At 64.0% G+C, this 15,968-nt stretch carries 15 protein-coding genes and 1 other RNA gene; 6 read left to right on the top strand and 10 right to left on the bottom strand.

The window, feature by feature from the left end; all coding sequences use genetic code 11:
* Nucleotides 1–6: 6 nt before the first annotated feature.
* Together ACZYYX_RS12665 and ACZYYX_RS12660 are read left to right on the top strand one after the other, a co-directional pair.
* A complete protein-coding gene (locus ACZYYX_RS12665) occupies nucleotides 7–789 on the top strand; it encodes an SDR family NAD(P)-dependent oxidoreductase (protein ID WP_463814711.1) in 783 nt (260 codons plus the stop codon).
* 14 nt (nucleotides 790–803) lie between these two features.
* Nucleotides 804–1,226 carry a nuclear transport factor 2 family protein gene (locus ACZYYX_RS12660; protein WP_463814709.1) on the top strand — a complete coding sequence of 141 codons (423 nt, stop codon included), beginning with the start codon at nucleotides 804–806 and terminating at the stop codon, nucleotides 1,224–1,226.
* Between the two features lie 72 nt (nucleotides 1,227–1,298).
* Here ACZYYX_RS12660 and ACZYYX_RS12655 read toward each other — a convergent pair whose 3' ends face one another.
* Together ACZYYX_RS12655 and ACZYYX_RS12650 are read right to left on the bottom strand one after the other, a co-directional pair.
* The gene (locus ACZYYX_RS12655) at nucleotides 1,299–1,604 is read right to left on the bottom strand and encodes a ferredoxin (RefSeq protein ID WP_463814708.1); all 306 of its coding nucleotides are present in this window, start codon (nucleotides 1,602–1,604) and stop codon (nucleotides 1,299–1,301) included.
* On the bottom strand, nucleotides 1,601–2,746 hold the full coding sequence (locus tag ACZYYX_RS12650; RefSeq protein ID WP_463814707.1) for a Rieske 2Fe-2S domain-containing protein: 1,146 nt from the start codon (nucleotides 2,744–2,746) through the stop codon (nucleotides 1,601–1,603). Before ACZYYX_RS12650 ends, ACZYYX_RS12655 begins: the two co-directional genes overlap by 4 nt.
* A 137-nt stretch (nucleotides 2,747–2,883) precedes the next feature.
* On the opposite strand from ACZYYX_RS12650, the gene ACZYYX_RS12645 reads away from it, so the two are divergent.
* Nucleotides 2,884–4,602: a 3-ketosteroid-delta-1-dehydrogenase gene (locus ACZYYX_RS12645; protein WP_463814706.1), complete on the top strand. Its 1,719-nt coding sequence runs from the start codon at nucleotides 2,884–2,886 to the stop codon at nucleotides 4,600–4,602.
* Nucleotides 4,603–4,611: 9 nt separating this feature from the next.
* Here the strand turns inward: ACZYYX_RS12645 and ACZYYX_RS12640 are convergent, their stop codons facing one another.
* Entirely contained in the window at nucleotides 4,612–5,277 is a 666-nt protein-coding gene (locus ACZYYX_RS12640) for a PadR family transcriptional regulator (RefSeq protein WP_463814705.1), read from the bottom strand.
* A 126-nt stretch (nucleotides 5,278–5,403) separates the two neighbouring features.
* Here ACZYYX_RS12640 and ACZYYX_RS12635 point away from each other — a divergent pair, with 126 nt between their 5' ends.
* Both ACZYYX_RS12635 and ACZYYX_RS12630 read left to right on the top strand, forming a co-directional pair.
* The gene (locus tag ACZYYX_RS12635; protein WP_463814704.1) at nucleotides 5,404–5,934 is read left to right on the top strand and encodes a flavin reductase family protein; all 531 of its coding nucleotides are present in this window, start codon (nucleotides 5,404–5,406) and stop codon (nucleotides 5,932–5,934) included.
* The gene (locus ACZYYX_RS12630) at nucleotides 5,931–6,524 is read left to right on the top strand and encodes a PaaI family thioesterase (protein ID WP_463814703.1); all 594 of its coding nucleotides are present in this window, start codon (nucleotides 5,931–5,933) and stop codon (nucleotides 6,522–6,524) included. Before ACZYYX_RS12635 ends, ACZYYX_RS12630 begins: the two co-directional genes overlap by 4 nt.
* A gap of 97 nt (nucleotides 6,525–6,621) precedes the next feature.
* On the opposite strand, the gene ACZYYX_RS12625 is transcribed toward ACZYYX_RS12630, so the two are convergent.
* A complete protein-coding gene (locus tag ACZYYX_RS12625; protein ID WP_463814702.1) occupies nucleotides 6,622–7,083 on the bottom strand; it encodes an N-acetyltransferase family protein in 462 nt (153 codons plus the stop codon).
* A gap of 234 nt (nucleotides 7,084–7,317) precedes the next feature.
* On the opposite strand from ACZYYX_RS12625, the gene ACZYYX_RS12620 reads away from it, so the two are divergent.
* Complete coding sequence (locus tag ACZYYX_RS12620; RefSeq protein ID WP_463814700.1) at nucleotides 7,318–7,968, top strand: DUF2510 domain-containing protein; 651 nt, start codon at nucleotides 7,318–7,320, stop codon at nucleotides 7,966–7,968.
* A gap of 222 nt (nucleotides 7,969–8,190) precedes the next feature.
* On the opposite strand, the gene ACZYYX_RS12615 is transcribed toward ACZYYX_RS12620, so the two are convergent.
* The 6 genes from ACZYYX_RS12615 to smpB all read right to left on the bottom strand — a co-directional run bounded on the left by ACZYYX_RS12615 (nucleotide 8,191) and on the right by smpB (nucleotide 15,968).
* Nucleotides 8,191–10,674: a tetratricopeptide repeat protein gene (locus ACZYYX_RS12615; protein ID WP_463814699.1), complete on the bottom strand. Its 2,484-nt coding sequence runs from the start codon at nucleotides 10,672–10,674 to the stop codon at nucleotides 8,191–8,193.
* A gap of 445 nt (nucleotides 10,675–11,119) precedes the next feature.
* Nucleotides 11,120–11,533 (bottom strand): hypothetical protein, encoded by a 414-nt coding sequence (locus ACZYYX_RS12610; RefSeq protein WP_463814698.1) that lies wholly within the window; start codon nucleotides 11,531–11,533, stop codon nucleotides 11,120–11,122.
* A 293-nt stretch (nucleotides 11,534–11,826) separates the two neighbouring features.
* Nucleotides 11,827–12,195, bottom strand: a transfer-messenger RNA (tmRNA) gene (gene ssrA, locus ACZYYX_RS12605).
* A gap of 69 nt (nucleotides 12,196–12,264) precedes the next feature.
* The gene (locus ACZYYX_RS12600) at nucleotides 12,265–14,541 is read right to left on the bottom strand and encodes a putative bifunctional diguanylate cyclase/phosphodiesterase (protein WP_463814696.1); all 2,277 of its coding nucleotides are present in this window, start codon (nucleotides 14,539–14,541) and stop codon (nucleotides 12,265–12,267) included.
* Nucleotides 14,542–14,619: 78 nt separating this feature from the next.
* Nucleotides 14,620–15,474 (bottom strand): EamA family transporter, encoded by an 855-nt coding sequence (locus tag ACZYYX_RS12595; RefSeq protein ID WP_463814894.1) that lies wholly within the window; start codon nucleotides 15,472–15,474, stop codon nucleotides 14,620–14,622.
* Nucleotides 15,471–15,968: an SsrA-binding protein SmpB gene (gene smpB, locus ACZYYX_RS12590; protein ID WP_463814695.1), complete on the bottom strand. Its 498-nt coding sequence runs from the start codon at nucleotides 15,966–15,968 to the stop codon at nucleotides 15,471–15,473. Before smpB ends, ACZYYX_RS12595 begins: the two co-directional genes overlap by 4 nt.

Below are 15,968 nucleotides of genomic sequence, written 5' to 3'. Positions count from 1 at the left end.
ACTGGCATGGAACGTTTCGCTGACCGGCGAGTCATCGTGACCGGCGCCGGCTCAGGCATCGGTGCGGCCACCACCGCTCGGATGCTCGACGAGGGCGCCACCGTGGTCGCTTTCGACATCTCGGCCGATGGCTTGGCCGCCACGGCCGCGGCGGCGACCCAGGCCGGCACCGACAAGCAGTTGACCACCGCAGTGCTCGACATCTCCGTCGAAGACGACGTCATCGCCGCCGTCGACACGGCAGTCACCGACCTCGGCGGGCTCGACGTCCTGGTCAACGTCGCAGCGATACAAATGTGTTCACACACGCACGAGACCAGCCTGGCCGAGTGGAACCGAACGTTGGCGGTCAACCTGACCGGCACCTTCCTGATGACCCGTCAGTCGCTGCCGGCGTTGCTGGCCTGCGGGCGCGGCGTGGTGGTCAATTTCACCTCTACTGCAGCCACATTCGCGCATCCGTACATGGCGGCCTACGCGGCCAGCAAGGGCGGCATCCTCAGCTTCACGCACGCGCTGGCACTGGAGTACTCCAAGCAAGGACTGCGCGCGGTCAACATCCAGCCCGGCGGAGTGTCGACCGCCTTGGCCAACAGCACCTTGGACAAGATGCCCGAGGGCTACGACCTCGGATTGTGGGCCAAACAGACCCCGCTGCTGCACGGAACCGAGAACGGAATCCTGGGTGATGCCAGCGCGGTCGCGTCGGTGATCGCCATGGCGGCGTCCGACGACGGCGCCTTCATCACCGGAACGGAGATCCGTGTCGACGGCGGCGCGCACGCATGACCGCTGATGTACAGATGTTGCTCGACGAGCGCGCCGTCGAGCGGGCGCTGATCTTTTTCGCCCGAGCCATGGACGACCGCGACTGGTCGGCCATGGCCCGACTCCTCGACGAACACGCTGAGGGCGATTTCGGTACGGGCCCCCTGACCGGATCTGCTGCGATCATCGATCTCATCCGTGGGTTCCTCGATGCCTGCGGCCCAACTCAACATCTCCTGGGCAACATCGTCGTTGACGTGAGCGGAGATGTCGCGGTGAGTCGCGCCTATGTCAGAGACGTACACCTGAATACCGGGGCTGATCCGTCGGACCGCTTTTACACGCTCGGCGATTACCGCGACAGGTGGCGCCGCGATGCAACCGGGCGATGGCGCCTCACCGAGCGGATCAAGGTCAACCGCGCTCATGTCGGACCGCTCGAGATCTTCGGCAGCTAGGCGTAGTCCGCAGGCGGGCCGACGCCCTACCGGAATCACCTGACGCAGGACGGGGCGCCGGGGATACCGGGCTCAACAGGGGTCCGTCGGGTGCGGAATCGCCGGCGGATCGGTGTCCATGATCAGGACGGAACCGCCGCGCACCGCGTCGGTGATCGAGTCCGCCAGTGCACTGCACGTCAGAAACAACCGACCGCCGCGGGGCTCCAATTCGGCTGCCTGGCAACGCTCCTGGCATCGCTGCGACGCGGCGGCCGTCCACTGCACGCTGGTCTGATTCCAGCTGCTCTTGCGCACCTGCACACCCGCATCGCACCGCCGACAGGTCACCGACATCATCGGAAGGTCGGCCAGCCGGTTGTCAGGGCGGACTGTCATCCGGCCGTGACCGCGGCCGAGCGCGCGGCGATATTGGCTTCCACTTCCTTCATCCACGCCTCGGTGGGCCGCGTGGTGTCGAGTTCGAATTCGAAGCGATCCACCATTTCCGGGGTGACGTCGGCGACGTCGACGTAGAACTGTTCGTACCACCGGCGCAGCTGATAGACCGGACCGTCCTCCTCGACCAGCAGCGGATTGTCGATCCGGGCCTTGTTGCGCCAGATCTCGACGTCCTGCTCGAAGCCCATCTTCACGAAGTCGCCCAGCGCGACTGCAGTTTGCACCGCGAGTTCGTCCGGCATGAACGCGTTCTTCTCGACCACGATGCCGTACTGCAGCACAAAAGAATTCGCATCGATCGGATAATGGCAGTTGATCAACACGGTGCGTTGGTCGAAATCGCCGTAATGGTAGGTCAGATCGTCGATCATGAACGAAGGGCCGTGGTAGGACGCCAGCGACGTCGTGCCCGTGAGCTTGGATCCTTCGGGATCGCCGAGATCGGGGCGGCCGGCACTCTTCATGTACTGCGTCGCGACGTGGCCTTCGAAGATGTTCTTGAAGTGGGTGGGCAGCGAGCCGTGGATGTAGAAGAAGTGCGCCATGTCGACGACGTTGTCGATGATCTCCCGGCAATTGGTGTGCACGACCGTGCTGTACCAATGCCAGTCAGTCCACGCATCGCTCGTGGCGCCCTCGATGCGCGGGATCGTGACGTCTGCCGGCGGCGCCTTGCGCTCGGGGTCGTTCCAGATGAACAACATGCCGTCTTGTTGGAGTGTGGGCCACGACGCCGTGCGTGCCAGCCGCGGAGTGCGCTTGCTGTAGGGCACCAGCTTGCAGCGACCGTCCCCGCCCCAGCGCCAATCATGGAAGGGACACGCGATCTCGTTGCCCTTGATCGTGCCCTGCGACAGGTCTCCGCCCATGTGACGGCAGTAACCGTCCAGGACGTTGATGACGCCGTCCTCACCCGCGAAGACCACCAGCTTCTGCCCGAAGGCGTTGATCTGGTGCGGTCGACCGTCGGTGAAGTCGCGGATCAACCCCAGGCAGTGCCATCCCCGTGCGAATCTGGCCGGGACTGAACCTGCCTCGATGAGCCGGATGCTTTCGGCGTCAGCGTGCGTCGTCGTCATCAGGTGCCGTCCTTAGTCGGTGCGGTGTGGGCTTCTCGGTCCCATCCAACTGCTCGCCCACGCTGTCGTCAGGCACGCGTTCCGCTCACCAGGACACGGGAAATCCGCCACGCAGAACCACGCTTATCGTCACCCCCGTGACCGCCCCTCGCCATCAGACCATCCCTGCCGGATTGACCGTCTCCGACACCGAGGTCGACCTGTTGGTCGTCGGTTCGGGCACCGGCCTCGCCGCCGCACTCGCGGCCCACGAGCGAGGCCTCTCAGTACTCGTCATCGAGAAATCCGCGGTGGTCGGCGGCTCCACCGCACGCTCGGGGGGAGCGCTGTGGCTGCCGTCCAGCTCCGTCATCGCAGAAGGCGGCGGCAACGATCCCTCGAGCCGCGCTGAGACCTATCTACGCGCGGTGGTGGGCGATTCCGCGCCGGAAGCTCGATCATCGGCTTATCTGAAGCAACTGCCCGCCACCCTCGACATGCTGAGGCGTACGACGCCGATGAAGCTGTTCTGGGCCAAGGACTACTCCGACTACCACCCCGAGGCAGCCGGCGGATCAGCGGCCGGGCGCACCTGCGAATGCCGGCCTTTGGACACTGCGATGTTGGGGCAGTATCGATCCGCGCTGCGGCCGGGGGTCATGGAGGTCAGCATCCCCATGCCGACCACCGGCGCCGACTACCGATGGCTGAACCTGATGAGCCGCGTGCCGCGGAAGGGCATCCCGACCATCGCGAAGCGGCTGGCTCAAGGCGTCGGCGGCCTGCTCCTGGGTCGTCGCTACGCCGCGGGTGGCCAAGCGTTGGCGGCGGGACTGTTCGCCGGCGTGATCTCGGCGGGCATCCCGATCTGGCTCGACACCACGCTGACGTCTCTGACCACCGAAGGCCCCCGAGTCACCGGTGCGATCATCGAACACCGCGGCACCAGCTACACGATCGCGGCCCGCCGCGGCGTGGTTCTCGCCGCAGGCGGATTCGACCACGACATGGACATGCGTCACAAGTTCCAGTCGGAAAGCCTTGGTGCCCATATGAGTTTGGGGGCAGACACCAACACCGGCGACGCCATTCGCATCGGCCAGGACATCGGCGCGGACATCGCGTTGATGGACCAGTCATGGTGGTTCCCTGCGGTGGCACCACTGCCCGACGCCGCGCCGGCGGTCCTGCTCGCCGAGCGCTCCCTGCCAGGGTCGTTCATCGTCGATCAGCAGGGTCAGCGATTCGCCAACGAATCGGCGGACTACATGAGTTTCGGCCAACGCATCCTGGCCCGGGAGAACGCCGGCAATCCCGTCGAAACGATGTGGATCGTGTTCGATCAGCAGTACCGCAACAGTTATGTCTTTGCCGCAGAGCTGTTCCCACGCATGCCCGTTCCACAGCATTGGTATGACGCCGGCATCGCGGTCCGTTCCGAGGACTTCGCCGAACTGGCCGCCAAGATGGAGGTTCCGGTCATGGATCTCCAGACCACCGTCACCCGATTCAACGAAAATGCCGCCGCCGGGCAGGATCTCGACTTCGGGCGCGGTCGCAGCGCCTACGACCGCTACTACGGCGATCCCACCGTCGTCCCGAACCCGAATCTTCGCCCGCTCGTCAAGGGTCCGTTCTACGCGGTCAAAATGGTGCTCAGTGACCTCGGTACCTGCGGCGGCTTGCGTGCAGACGAGCGCGCGCGAGTACTGCGCGAGGATGGCACCGTCATCGACGGCCTCTACGCTATCGGCAACACCGCGGCCAACGCTTTCGGACACACCTATCCCGGCGCCGGGGCGACCATCGCGCAGGGATTGGTCTATGGCTACATCGCCGCACTCGACGCCGCGCAACGCAAGCCCGTCCAGGTCTGAGGCGTCCGGCTAGTCGGCGTCCTCGGCTTCGACCTGCTTCTCGATCTCGTACCAGAACGTCGGGTCCGGCCACGGAATCTTGGCATCCTCTCCGACTTTCGGGAAATTGGCTTCGGCCTCGTCGAGATCCTTGATCAGCTTCAGCGTCAGTTCCCGTTCGGAGGTGTAGTACCGATCGGCCCAATCCAGAGCGATCTTGGCGTATGCCCACGATGGGTCCGCTCCGGCCCACCGGGCTTCCTTGGCGGCGTCGCTCTGCATCTGGTCGACGTAGGCGATGTGTTCCTGGAGCATGACCTTGAGCGCCGCGGGGTCGCTGAGGTGACCCAGCGTGATCCGAAGGATCGCTGGATGTTTCAACGACGGAGGCTCCACAGGGGCCTCGCGGGCCCACTGGGTGGCCGCGTCCAGTCCCGATCGCGTGATCTTGTAGAGCCTACGGGAGCGTGTGCCGTTGTTCTCCACCCGCGAGGTCAAGTATCCGAGCTTCTCGAGTTTCTTCAACTCGGAATAGATCTGGCTGTACGCGGGACTTCCGTAGAAGAACCGCATGCTCCAGTCGATCCACTTGCGGATGTCGTACCCGGACAGTTCCTGCTCGTACGACAGCAAGCCCAGCAGAGCCCAGCTGGTGGCTGCCAGCTGGGGCTTGCCCGAGGGTTCGGAATCTGTCACTTGTCGAGCGTAACAACCGAGGTCATCCCACTGCTGGCGACGAACCGCTGGATGGGACGGGCCGTTGCGGGCCGGCGTCTCGCCCGACGATCGTTGAGTGGCCACCACCGAAGGGACGCAATCGCGATGCAATCCGATGCTTCAGACGCGGCGCCGGCGCGGCCGGCGCCGAAGGACATGCGGGCTGTGCTCGGCCATTTCTGCACCGGGATCGCCGTGATCACCGGCCACGACGGCCGCAGTCCGCTGGGTTTCACGTGCCAGTCGGTGACCTCGGTGTCGCTCGACCCGCCCTATGTGTCGTTCTGCCCTGCTCTGTCCTCGACGAGCTGGCCGGCGATCCGCGCGACCGGGCGACTGTGCATCAACGTCCTGGCCGATGACCAGGAAGCCGTCTGCGCGCAGTTCGCGTGCCGCTCCGACGACAAGTTCGCCGGCGTCGAGTGGAGACCCGCGGGCAACGGAGCGCCGCGCATCAACGGTGCGTTGGCCACTATCGAGGCTGACGTGGAGTTCGAACACCGTGCTGGGGACCACACCATCGTCGTCGCCCATGTCACGGCGCTTCAGGCGCACAGCGGCCGACCACTGCTGTTCTACCGCGGCGGATTCGGCGATTTCGCCGATCGGATAGGCGAAGCGATGTCGGTGTCGTGACTGGAGCCGACCGCCACGTTCCAGAAGCGCTCTACCGCGGGTTGACGGACTCGGTGCGCCGTCTGGTCGACGCGACGATTCGCAGCAAGGCAGACCCAGCCACCCTGGTGGCGGCGAAAGCCGCGATCGATGCCGCTTCCGACGACCTGAGCCGTGAGCCGCTCGTGGAGTCCCTCGGTGTCCAGCCGGCACCCGACGGATCGCACCGAGCGTGGGGCAATGTCGTCATCGGACTGCGAAACCCGTTCGCCCCGCCGCTCGTCGTCCACCACGATGCCGACGGCCGCGTGTGGGCCGATGTCACGCTCGGCGCAGCCTACGAGGGTCCGCCCGGACACGTGCACGGCGGCATCTGTGCGCTGCTACTCGACCACATGTTGGGGGCTACGGCCCACGAGCCTGGTCGCCCGGCGGTCACCGGAACACTGACCGTCCGTTACGAGAGGGGCACCCCACTCGGCCCGCTGCACGCCGAGGCGCACATCGACAACGTCGAGGGTCGCAAGGTCTTCGCCGTCGGGCACCTCGCCACCGAGGCTGGCATTACCGTCCGTGCGCACGGTGTGTTCTTCCGTGAGAGTCGGTGCTGACCGCCGAAGACGTCCGTCCCGGCCTGATCAGTCGCCTCGTGCCGCTCGGCACAGCAGTCGCGCCGCAACGGAATTGGCGCGATTCAACACATATGAGTCAGGTGACCTCTTTGACGAAATACACCCTCGAGTAGCCGTCGTCGACGCGGCGATCCACCTCGACGTAACCGAGGTGGGGGTAGAGCGCCAGGTTCTCCGTCATCGCGGCATTCGTGTACAGACGGACCTCGGAGAGGCCGCGATCACGGGCCCGCTGCTCGGCGACGTCCAGCATCACGCGTCCAAGGCCGCGGCCCTGATGCTGCGGGGCGACTGCGACGCTGTCGACGAAGACATGATCGGGGTACGCCACGAGGACGAGGACACCGGCGATGTCGTCGTCGTCGATCACCACGTGCACATGATCAGTGGTGTCGATCAGCTTGCCGTAATCGACGGTCATCGGGGCAGGCGGTCGGCCCATGCGTTCGATGTAGGGCTCATAGGCCTCGGCGACGATGCGCGCCACTTCGGCAGTGTCGGCGGACGTGGCCGTCCTGATCTCGGGGGTTGCCCTCACGATGGGTGATGCTCCGATCTGCCTCGGGTCTCAACAGAAAGACAGAGGCCACGGATTTCTCCGTGGCCTCTGCTCTCAACCGGTGGAGCTGCCGGGAATCGAACCCGCTGCTAATGCCACCTGAGCAGCTGTTTTGCTTCTTCCATTCTAGATGGTGTCCGCCTGCGAGCAGCGGTTTCAAGTTCACGTGTGGACGCCGTGCAGAAGGCTCTACCCTCGTGTCATGGGGGAATCGTGAACGCGCCGCTGCCACCGCCTGGCTGGTATCCAGACCCGACCGGACAGCGAGGACGGCGCGGCCAGCGGTACTGGAACGGCGAGAAGTGGCTCGACACGATCCCGCCGCCACCGCCCTCGTCGCCCGTCAACTGGAAGGTGCTACTGCCCGTCGCTGGCGCAGTCCTCGTAGTCGTCGCCGTCGCTAGCGCGCTGATCAAAGGCGGCGACGACGCGCGGGACACCGCGTCGTCGACCACTTCGGCGGCGGCCGTACCGTCCTACGTCACCCCGTCGACGACCAGCCAACCGTCGATGCGCACTTGGATGCGCGGCGCTGCGGATCCCGTCGGCGCCGTCGGTGACGCACTCATCGCAATCGGCGACGCGTTCCAAAACCTCGATTTCGGCGCCGCCCGCGCTCACTGCCCAGACCTCCGCGCGGCCAGCGACCAACTCGAGCGGGAGTTGCCTTCGCCCGACCCGCAGGTGACCGCGGCGCTCCAAGATGGCATCGACAACTTCCGATCGCTCGCCCAGCTGTGCGTCAACGCCAGCCCGGCGATGAGCCGGGCCGAGCAGCGACAGATGCGCAACTACCTCGACACCGGCGGCAGCCGCATGTGCGACGCCTACGAGCTGATGGGCCTCAACACTAATTGCCGGTGAGACGGTCGACCGGCGATGGAACCTGGTGCGGTCATGGTGCGTCGAATCAGTCGTGTGGACAATCGAAACCATTGACCGTGAGTTCGCTCGCGAACTGGGGATGACGCAGGCCGCGATCCGCAACTTCCCCCGCTACTACGGCATCACCCCTATTAAGGGCGCTACCGGTGGGGTGACATCATTCGGCGCCGCCAGTACATAAAGTAGACACCGTTAGGAGATCTATCGGATCCATGGGTAGATCACGCGGAACCCTCGCAGGTGATTGCGCTCAACCGCCTCCAGGCCCTTCATAGCCTGTTCTGTGGCCGCGTGGTCTTCGCCAAAATGGGCTTTGGCAATTTGCGTTGCCTGCGTGTGAGCGGAAACCGCTTGAACGTAGTCACCCGCGTACCAGTGTTCGCTGCCGAGGTTTGACCATGAGTTGATCACATTTCCCGCATAAAGGAGATCGGTTTGGAAACCCTTTATGGCTTGATGAAGATCGGCTATAGCTGCTTCCGAACGACCCTGTGTCGACGCAAGTTGAGCGCGTGCCGAAAAAACGTGGGCCGCCTCAGGGCTGTACATTCCGTAGTGACGCGTCGCGATCGCGAGGGTGTGTTCCACTATTTTCGCGGCGGCGACCGGTTCGGTGCTTATCCGCGATTGGGCGTAGTGCCGCGCCGCTCTGAGGCTCTCCGGGTGTATGGGGCTCATATATTTTGACGCTATTGCTGAAGCTTCTTTAGCGTATGAGGAAGCTTTTAATTGGTCACCTGACCTTTTATACATCACGGACAAACTGATCAGAAGTGACACCTTCAATTCACTGCGGTCTAACTTTGGTAGAAGCTTCTCGGCCTCAATAAGTAGCGCCTCGTACGCCTCTACGTCGCCGTTCATAGCTAGTTGGTCTGATAGCTCAATCAGGGCTTGAGTGTAGCTGTGACGACTGTCACTTTGGGAAAGTAGGTCAACCGCCTGCTGTGCATATTGCAAGTTCAGGTCGTATCGTCCAGATCGGCCGCTGATCCGGCCCATACTGCGCAAAATGTGAATTCGTAAACCATTGTCTGCGCAGCAGATACGATCAAGGACGGTTAAAAGGTCGGCAAGTTCCTTTGTCAACTCACCTAACGATTCCGGATCATTCAGGCTGGGCGCTCGGCATACTATCAACATATGGAGAACGCGACATTTTTCTTCAGAGTCTTTCGCCAATTTATTACGACAATGCTCGAGCGCAATAGTGCAGGCTGAAACACCTTCGTCTGGAAATCCAACCTCAAGCCAAGCTTGAGCTAAATCCGCGTAATAGCTTGCCATTTTCAAGCACCCATCGTTTTCGGATGCAAAGTGTTTGTCACATCGAAGGATGCAGGACAGTGGCAGCAGAGTGTCTGTGGCGGAGGGAGTTTCAAGCGCACGCATAAGCCATGGCGAAGTGGTGTTCGACGCCTGCAACCTGTGCCACGCCACCGACGCAATGACATTCAGTCCCTGCTGATGGGACGCGAACCCTATCCGCCCCAGCGCATCGTCATCCTCTGCTTCTGCCGCCTCATCGATTGCACGAACCCAGTCCGAATGAGTAGGCGTATTTTCATCGACAAGCACGTCCGCTAAGAGGGGATTGACCAATATCGGAGCGGTCGCTTCCCTGTCCCCGGGACTCTCGAAGAGTGACAGGCCTTCTTGTGTTGGCTGCATAGTCCACCGCAGCGCCTCAGCGACATGGTCAGCTGCTCTAGACACCGTTTCGCCTCTGCTTTGCAGATGCTTGACAGCTACGCCTACAAGAAGATCTCGGGACAGCGGTCGCGATGTGCCCGTACCAAGCCATCTTCCAGCCATATCGACGATCCATGTCGCCAACTGGCAGTCATTCCCCGGCACTTCGAAGCTGCACGACGAGTTGCCCGCGTCGCGACGCCGGAGCAGCGAAGCGGTTCCGGTCAGTGCCGCGGGGATGCCGAAATGCGTGTCTGAGCCCGGGTAAAGATTCTGAGTCCTCTGGACCTCTGCATCAGAGAGGCCACGTGTCAGTTTCTTTCGGACGCCGAAAAATCTCTCGAGCTCGGGATTCTTTCGTGCCCATGTTTCAACACGGGGAGATTTGATGGTGCCAATGAACCACGCACCCGGCGACCGTTCCCGCAGATCGTTGAGGAATTGGACCGATAGAGTCACGAATTCATCGATGTCATCGATGTAGATGCACAAGGGAGGCAGGTTCGGCAGACGGTCCAGTATCCGCAGCTGATCGAAAGCAACGTGCAGTCCGTTTGCGTGTCTAGGGACCACCACATAGGCGCCTCTTCTGATCCTGCGAGCGAGTTCGGCGGCCGTACGCGACAGTCCCGCGATGGGCGAGCCGACGATCAGTACCTGCCCGGTCTGATGCAACTGTTTTTCGCAAGCAGCGTCGATATCCCGCACCGCATAGGGGAACGGATCGGCAGAGTCCCCGTTGGTCCACCGATCGTCAGGAGCAACGACTCCCATGCGGAAAGGGCTGGCGTCAGCCCCACGCGGCAGTGGCCACTCCATCAACGCTTCCAATATCTGGATACGCCAGATCCGTTCAGCGCGTCGATGTTCGATGTCGCGGCGGATCAAAACACCCAGTTTGTTTACTAGAAAGCCCAGGCCTGTCGACAATAAGGCGAAAACAACATTAGCTATGGGAGACAGGTGGAATAACCCGATCACTTGCGCAGCCACCTGAAGGGTAACCGTACATAGGGGTATCGCGGTGGATACGACTTTCAGAGGCTTGCCTGTAGACAAGCGACGAATCCATTCGAACTCGCCAACTCGTCCAAGAACTCTGTCTGAGAGTGTGAAGACCTTCTCATCGGCTTCGCTACTGTCAGTATTGCCCAAAGACTTCCTCCCCCAGGACGCCGCTGCCCGCGTCTCCCCTTGATCCTTGAATCGGTACCCACAGGCACTTTAAGACCGAGATAGCGGATCCGCCGCGGAACCGAACCCGCGCCCGGGGCATTGCTCGCTTCCTACTGCGTACGACTGCCTTAGACACACTCCCAACGCTGGTGGCGCGTGATCGTGTTGTGACACACCGGCGGCACATTCTTCAACCCGAAAACGGGCCCGCGGCGAACGTCGCAGGCTTTGTGCTTTCCCGGTGCCGGCAGCGGGGACGGATCTATGGCTCAGCAGCCCGGTCCGCGTCAGTCGTTCCACAAGCCACTGCTGAGTGGTGCAACGCTCGAAATGCGCGCACGGGCGGGACTTCTACTGTCGACACTTCCTGAAACAGCCACCCCGTTTCTCGTTGGGAGCAGCAGCCCATGGTGGCTATCACCTCGATCAACGACCCCTCCAAAATCGGTATCACCTGCCCGTTCTGCGACAGAAAGCCGTGCTTGTTGGCGATCGTCTTCGGCGCCGCGCCGGCGTCCTCGAGTCCCTGGACCCAGACGGCAATGTCCTCCTCGGACAGCGTCGATAGCGGGATGGGTCCGAGCACTGGGGCAATGTCGCGGGCGAGGTAGCGGCGGTACTCGTCGATGGTCTTCTGTTCGACGCCGGTGAGGTGGTCGATGTGGCGGCGCACCACTTTTCGACGGTCATCCCGCAGTCGTTGGAGATGACGATCTTGGCAATCTCTTGCGCCTTCTCCGGGCCGACCTGTTGGACGAGACGGTCGAATTTGATGGCGGTCTCGTGGTCGTCGAACGAGTCCGAGGTTTCCCTGCCGTTGATGCGATACCGCACTTGGGAGACCACGGAGCCGTCGTTGCGGACGCGGTACCGAACGCTCATGTCCGCAGTCCAAGTGGACCACCGGCGTGGACGCAGCAGTCGGCGTGGTCTCCAAAGAAGTCTGACCTGCTAAAAGCAGGCCAGATTTGGTGGAGCTGCCGGGAATCGAACCCGGGTCCTACGGCATTCCCTCAAGGCTTCTCCGTGCGCAGTTCGCTATGTCTCTACTCGGATCTCCTGATCACGCGAACAAGTCAGGATGACGATCCCAGTCGCTGTTTGATGTCCCCGTACATCCCGCGACCGGATGTATGGGTTGGTCCCTCTAGCTGATGCCAGGGTCCGGGCCGAGGGCGCTCCCGGTCTGACAGACTCACCGTCGCTTAAGCAGCGAGGGCGAAGTCGCGCTGATTGGAATCGGCGCTTAATTGGTTGCAACGACGCTTACGGTGGTCAATTGCCTGCACCGGCACGCTTCCCTTGATTCGATGCGCGAAGTCGAAACCGTTCAGCCCCTCGCACCCCCACTGACTTTCAGCAGGAACGTTCATACTACCGGCCCATGCAACACAATCCAGCCGATATTTAGTCCGCGGGCAGCGCCGCGTCCTCACGACCGTCGCGGATCGCGCCGTACTCGGCGACGATGTCGGCAAGCGGGGCAGGCCGGCCGAACAGGTAGCCCTGAGCGAATCGGCACCCGGCCGCCAACACCGTGGTCGCCTGGTCGGCCGACTCGATGCCCTCGGCGATCACGTCGAGACCCAGATCGGCGCACAGTCCCACCACCGAGCGATACAGCGTCAGCTCCCGGACGGCTTCCAACCCCACCGCGAGGCTGCGGTCCAGCTTGACGATGCCGACCGGCAACGCATGCAGATACGCCATCGAGTTGTAGCCGGCGCCGAAATCGTCCAGGGCGACACGTGCACCCAACTCTTTCAGGCGCTCGATCTGCGCTGCCGCATCTGACAGGTCCACGATGGGCAGCGTCTCGGTGATCTCCAACACCAGGCACCCTGGGTCGATCGCACAGTGCGACAGCGTCCGCCGTACCTCGTCCTCGAATCCGGGATGACCCAGTCGCGTTGCGCCGATGTTGACGTGGATGTCGACGTCCAGGCCGGTCTCAGCAACCTGTTGGCACGCCAGCTGCAGCACCATTCCGTCGAGCACAGCGCCCAGGTCGGCCGATTCGGCCGCCGCGACGAACGTCTCGGGCGGGATCTGCACGCCGTGCGGCGTCGTCCACCGGGCCAACGCCTCCAGGGCAACCAACCTCTCGTCGGGCAAGGCGACGATGGGTTGGTACACGAGGCTGAAGCCGGCCGGCACGCCGCCGGCGGCGGCACGCAAGGTGGACGGGAAGTCGGCGTGCAGCCCTGCCGGGGCCTGGTAGACCACCACCGTGTCTTTGCCGAGCCGCTTTCCGGCATACATCGAGATGTCGGCTTGGCGAAGCAGGTCGTCGGAGCTCAGCGGGCTCGGCCCGTCTCCGGAGTGCACCAGCCCCATGCTCGCCCGCACCCGCACGGACCAGCCGTGCATCGAGAACGGCTCGCGCAGCGCCACCCGCAACCGATCGGCGACGATGTCCGGGCTCTCCACATCGTCAGACTGGCTGGCATCGATCAGGACGGCGAACTCATCGCCTCCGATCCGCGCGAGGGTGTCGGCATCGGAGAGACACGTCGTCAGTCGCTCTCCGACCGCTCTCAGCAGTTCGTCACCGGCAGCGTGCCCGTACCGGTCGTTGACGTCCTTGAAGTCGTCGAGGTCGACGAAGATGAGCCCGAACTCGCCGTCGCGCATCGCCCTGTCGAGCCGCTGGGCGAAGAGCAGTCGATTGGGCAGTCCCGTCAGCGCGTCGTGCATCACCTGGTGGGCGAGGCGTCTCTGCACCTCGTAGAGCCGGCGGGTCAGCAGGCGCTGCTGCCCCATCGCCGCGACCTGTCGAGCCGCGACGAGGACCACCATGGCCACCGCCGTGCCGACCACCACCGACCCCAGCTCGTGGCCCGTGAGCACGTGAAAGGCCAACAGAACCGTAATGCCGAGAAACCCCGTGTACGGCAGCACCAGCTGTGCCCAGTCGAGCAGTCGAGCGCGCCCCGCCGCCGGCGACGGCGCGGGGTCTCGTGGTCGCATCGACAAGGCGACGAACAGCGGACCGAGCGCCAGGCCCGTTTCGCCCCACATCGCTGCGCCGTGCATGTCCAGCGTGTCGAAGTAGGCGATCATCCGATCCGAAGCCGCAATCAGCACGACCCCGCTGCCCAACTGGAGATAGTTGACGCGGTAGGCATGTTCGGCGCGGTACACCATGCCGGTCACCGCGGCGACCACCACGATGACGAGCTCGGCCATCGCGAACGGTACTTCTACCGCGGCATTCTCGGACCGCGGGAACGACGAGTTCGACAGATTGCCCAGGCCGAAGATCACCAGGATCGCGAACGACGTCGCGGCCACCAACCCGTCCAACAGGGTCAAGAGCGCGGCATGTCCGAGCGAACCGTCCTCCGGCACGCCGACGCGACCTCCGCGCAGCGCCAACACCAGCACCGAGGCCAGCGCGAACACCGGGAACAGCCAGTACAGCACCACCCAGACGGGAAACGCGTCGGCGCCGAGCAGCCACCAGCAGGTCTGACCGGCCAACAGACTGGCGACGGCGCCGACGGCGAGCAGACGCCACCACCGGGCGGTTCCGTGCACCCGGCACACGACGACGAGCCCGTAGATGACGGCGACCAGGCTGGTGAAGCACATCGCGACCGCGGCGATCCGATGGGCGGCCTCATCACCCCAGGGCGCGAGCGAATTGATCGCCAACACCACAGTGGCGGCGACGACCAGCACGACACGCACCCCGAAGCCCGTGCGGCCACCTCCTCCATGCCCTCGACGTCACCGTCGAGTTACCCCGGATGACGGTAACTAACCGATGGCGATCAGGGCGACGGACGCGAAAGCCAGGATCATTCCGACCACCTGGGAGCGAGTCACCGACTCACGCAGCACCACCACCGCGAGCGCGACCGTCGCCGCCGGATACAACGCGACCAGCACCCCGGTCAACGACAGCAGCGAGGAGTGCAAGGCGAGCAGGGTGGCTGCGTTGGCCACGGTGTCGAGCACCCCGGCGAGCAGCGCCAGGCGCAGCGGGAACCCACGCACCAGGGCGAGGTTTGCCGTGAGCGCGGCGGCGACCACCACGATCACGGTCGCCGCCAAACGCCCGAACACCAGCGGCCAGAGCCCCGCCTCCACCGGCACCTGGTCGAGGATCACGAAGTTCATGCCGAACGCGATCCCGGAACCGACCGTCAACCAGGCCACCTTCACGGTGAACCGGTGCGGACGCACGTCGCCGTCGAGGTCCGGATCCGCCTGCCGGCTCACCATCACGACCGCCACCAGCGCCACCACCACGCCGACACCGGCGAGCGCGCTCGGCCGCTCCCCCAGCGCCACCCCGAATCCGACCGGCACCGCCGCGACGAGAACCGACGTCAGAGGCGACACCACGGAGATGGGTCCGGATCCGAGTGCGGCGTAGAACCACCACACCCCGAAGGCCTGGCCGACACCGGCGAACAGACCCCACAAGACCGCGGCCCGGCTGATCTCACCGCCGACCGGCACCGCGAGGATCGTCAACAGAACCAGCGCCAGCGGGTAGGACACGATCACCACTCGCAGTGCCGCGACCCGCCGCGAGGCGTAGCCGCCGACGAAGTCGCTGACGCCGTAACCCAGCGCCGCCACCAGCGCGCTGAGAATCCCGGTCAGGAGGTCATGCCCTTGACGCGGCGTCCCAGCTCACGGGTCACCTCGCGCTCGGCATCCCGGCGCGCCAGATCCTGACGCTTGTCGTGAGCTTGTTTACCGCGGGCCAACGCCAGCTCGACCTTGACCTTGCCGCCGGTGAAGTACAGCGACAGCGGCACCAGCGTCAGATTGCCGTCGCGGGTGCGTCCCACCAGGTTGTCGATCTGGCTGCGGTGCAACAGCAGCTTGCGGTTGCGTCGCGGGGCATGGTTGGTCCAGGTGCCGTGGTGATACTCGGGGATGTGCAGGTTGCGCAGCCAGATCTCGCCGTCGTCGACGGTGGCGAAGGCATCGGCCAGCGATGCCTGCCCCTCCCGCAGGCTCTTGACCTCGGTGCCCATCAGCGCGACGCCGGCCTCGAAGGTCTCGAGGATCGTGAAGTTGTGGCGCGCTTTGCGGTTCGTGGCCACCACTTGGTTGTTGGTGTCCCTGACGCCCTTGGTCTTCTTGGCCAC

It is taken from the genome of Mycobacterium sp. IDUB_1 (assembly GCF_055419625.1).
The sequence above is the reverse complement of the archived record's forward strand: the minus strand, read 5'-3'. Positions and strand labels throughout refer to the sequence as shown.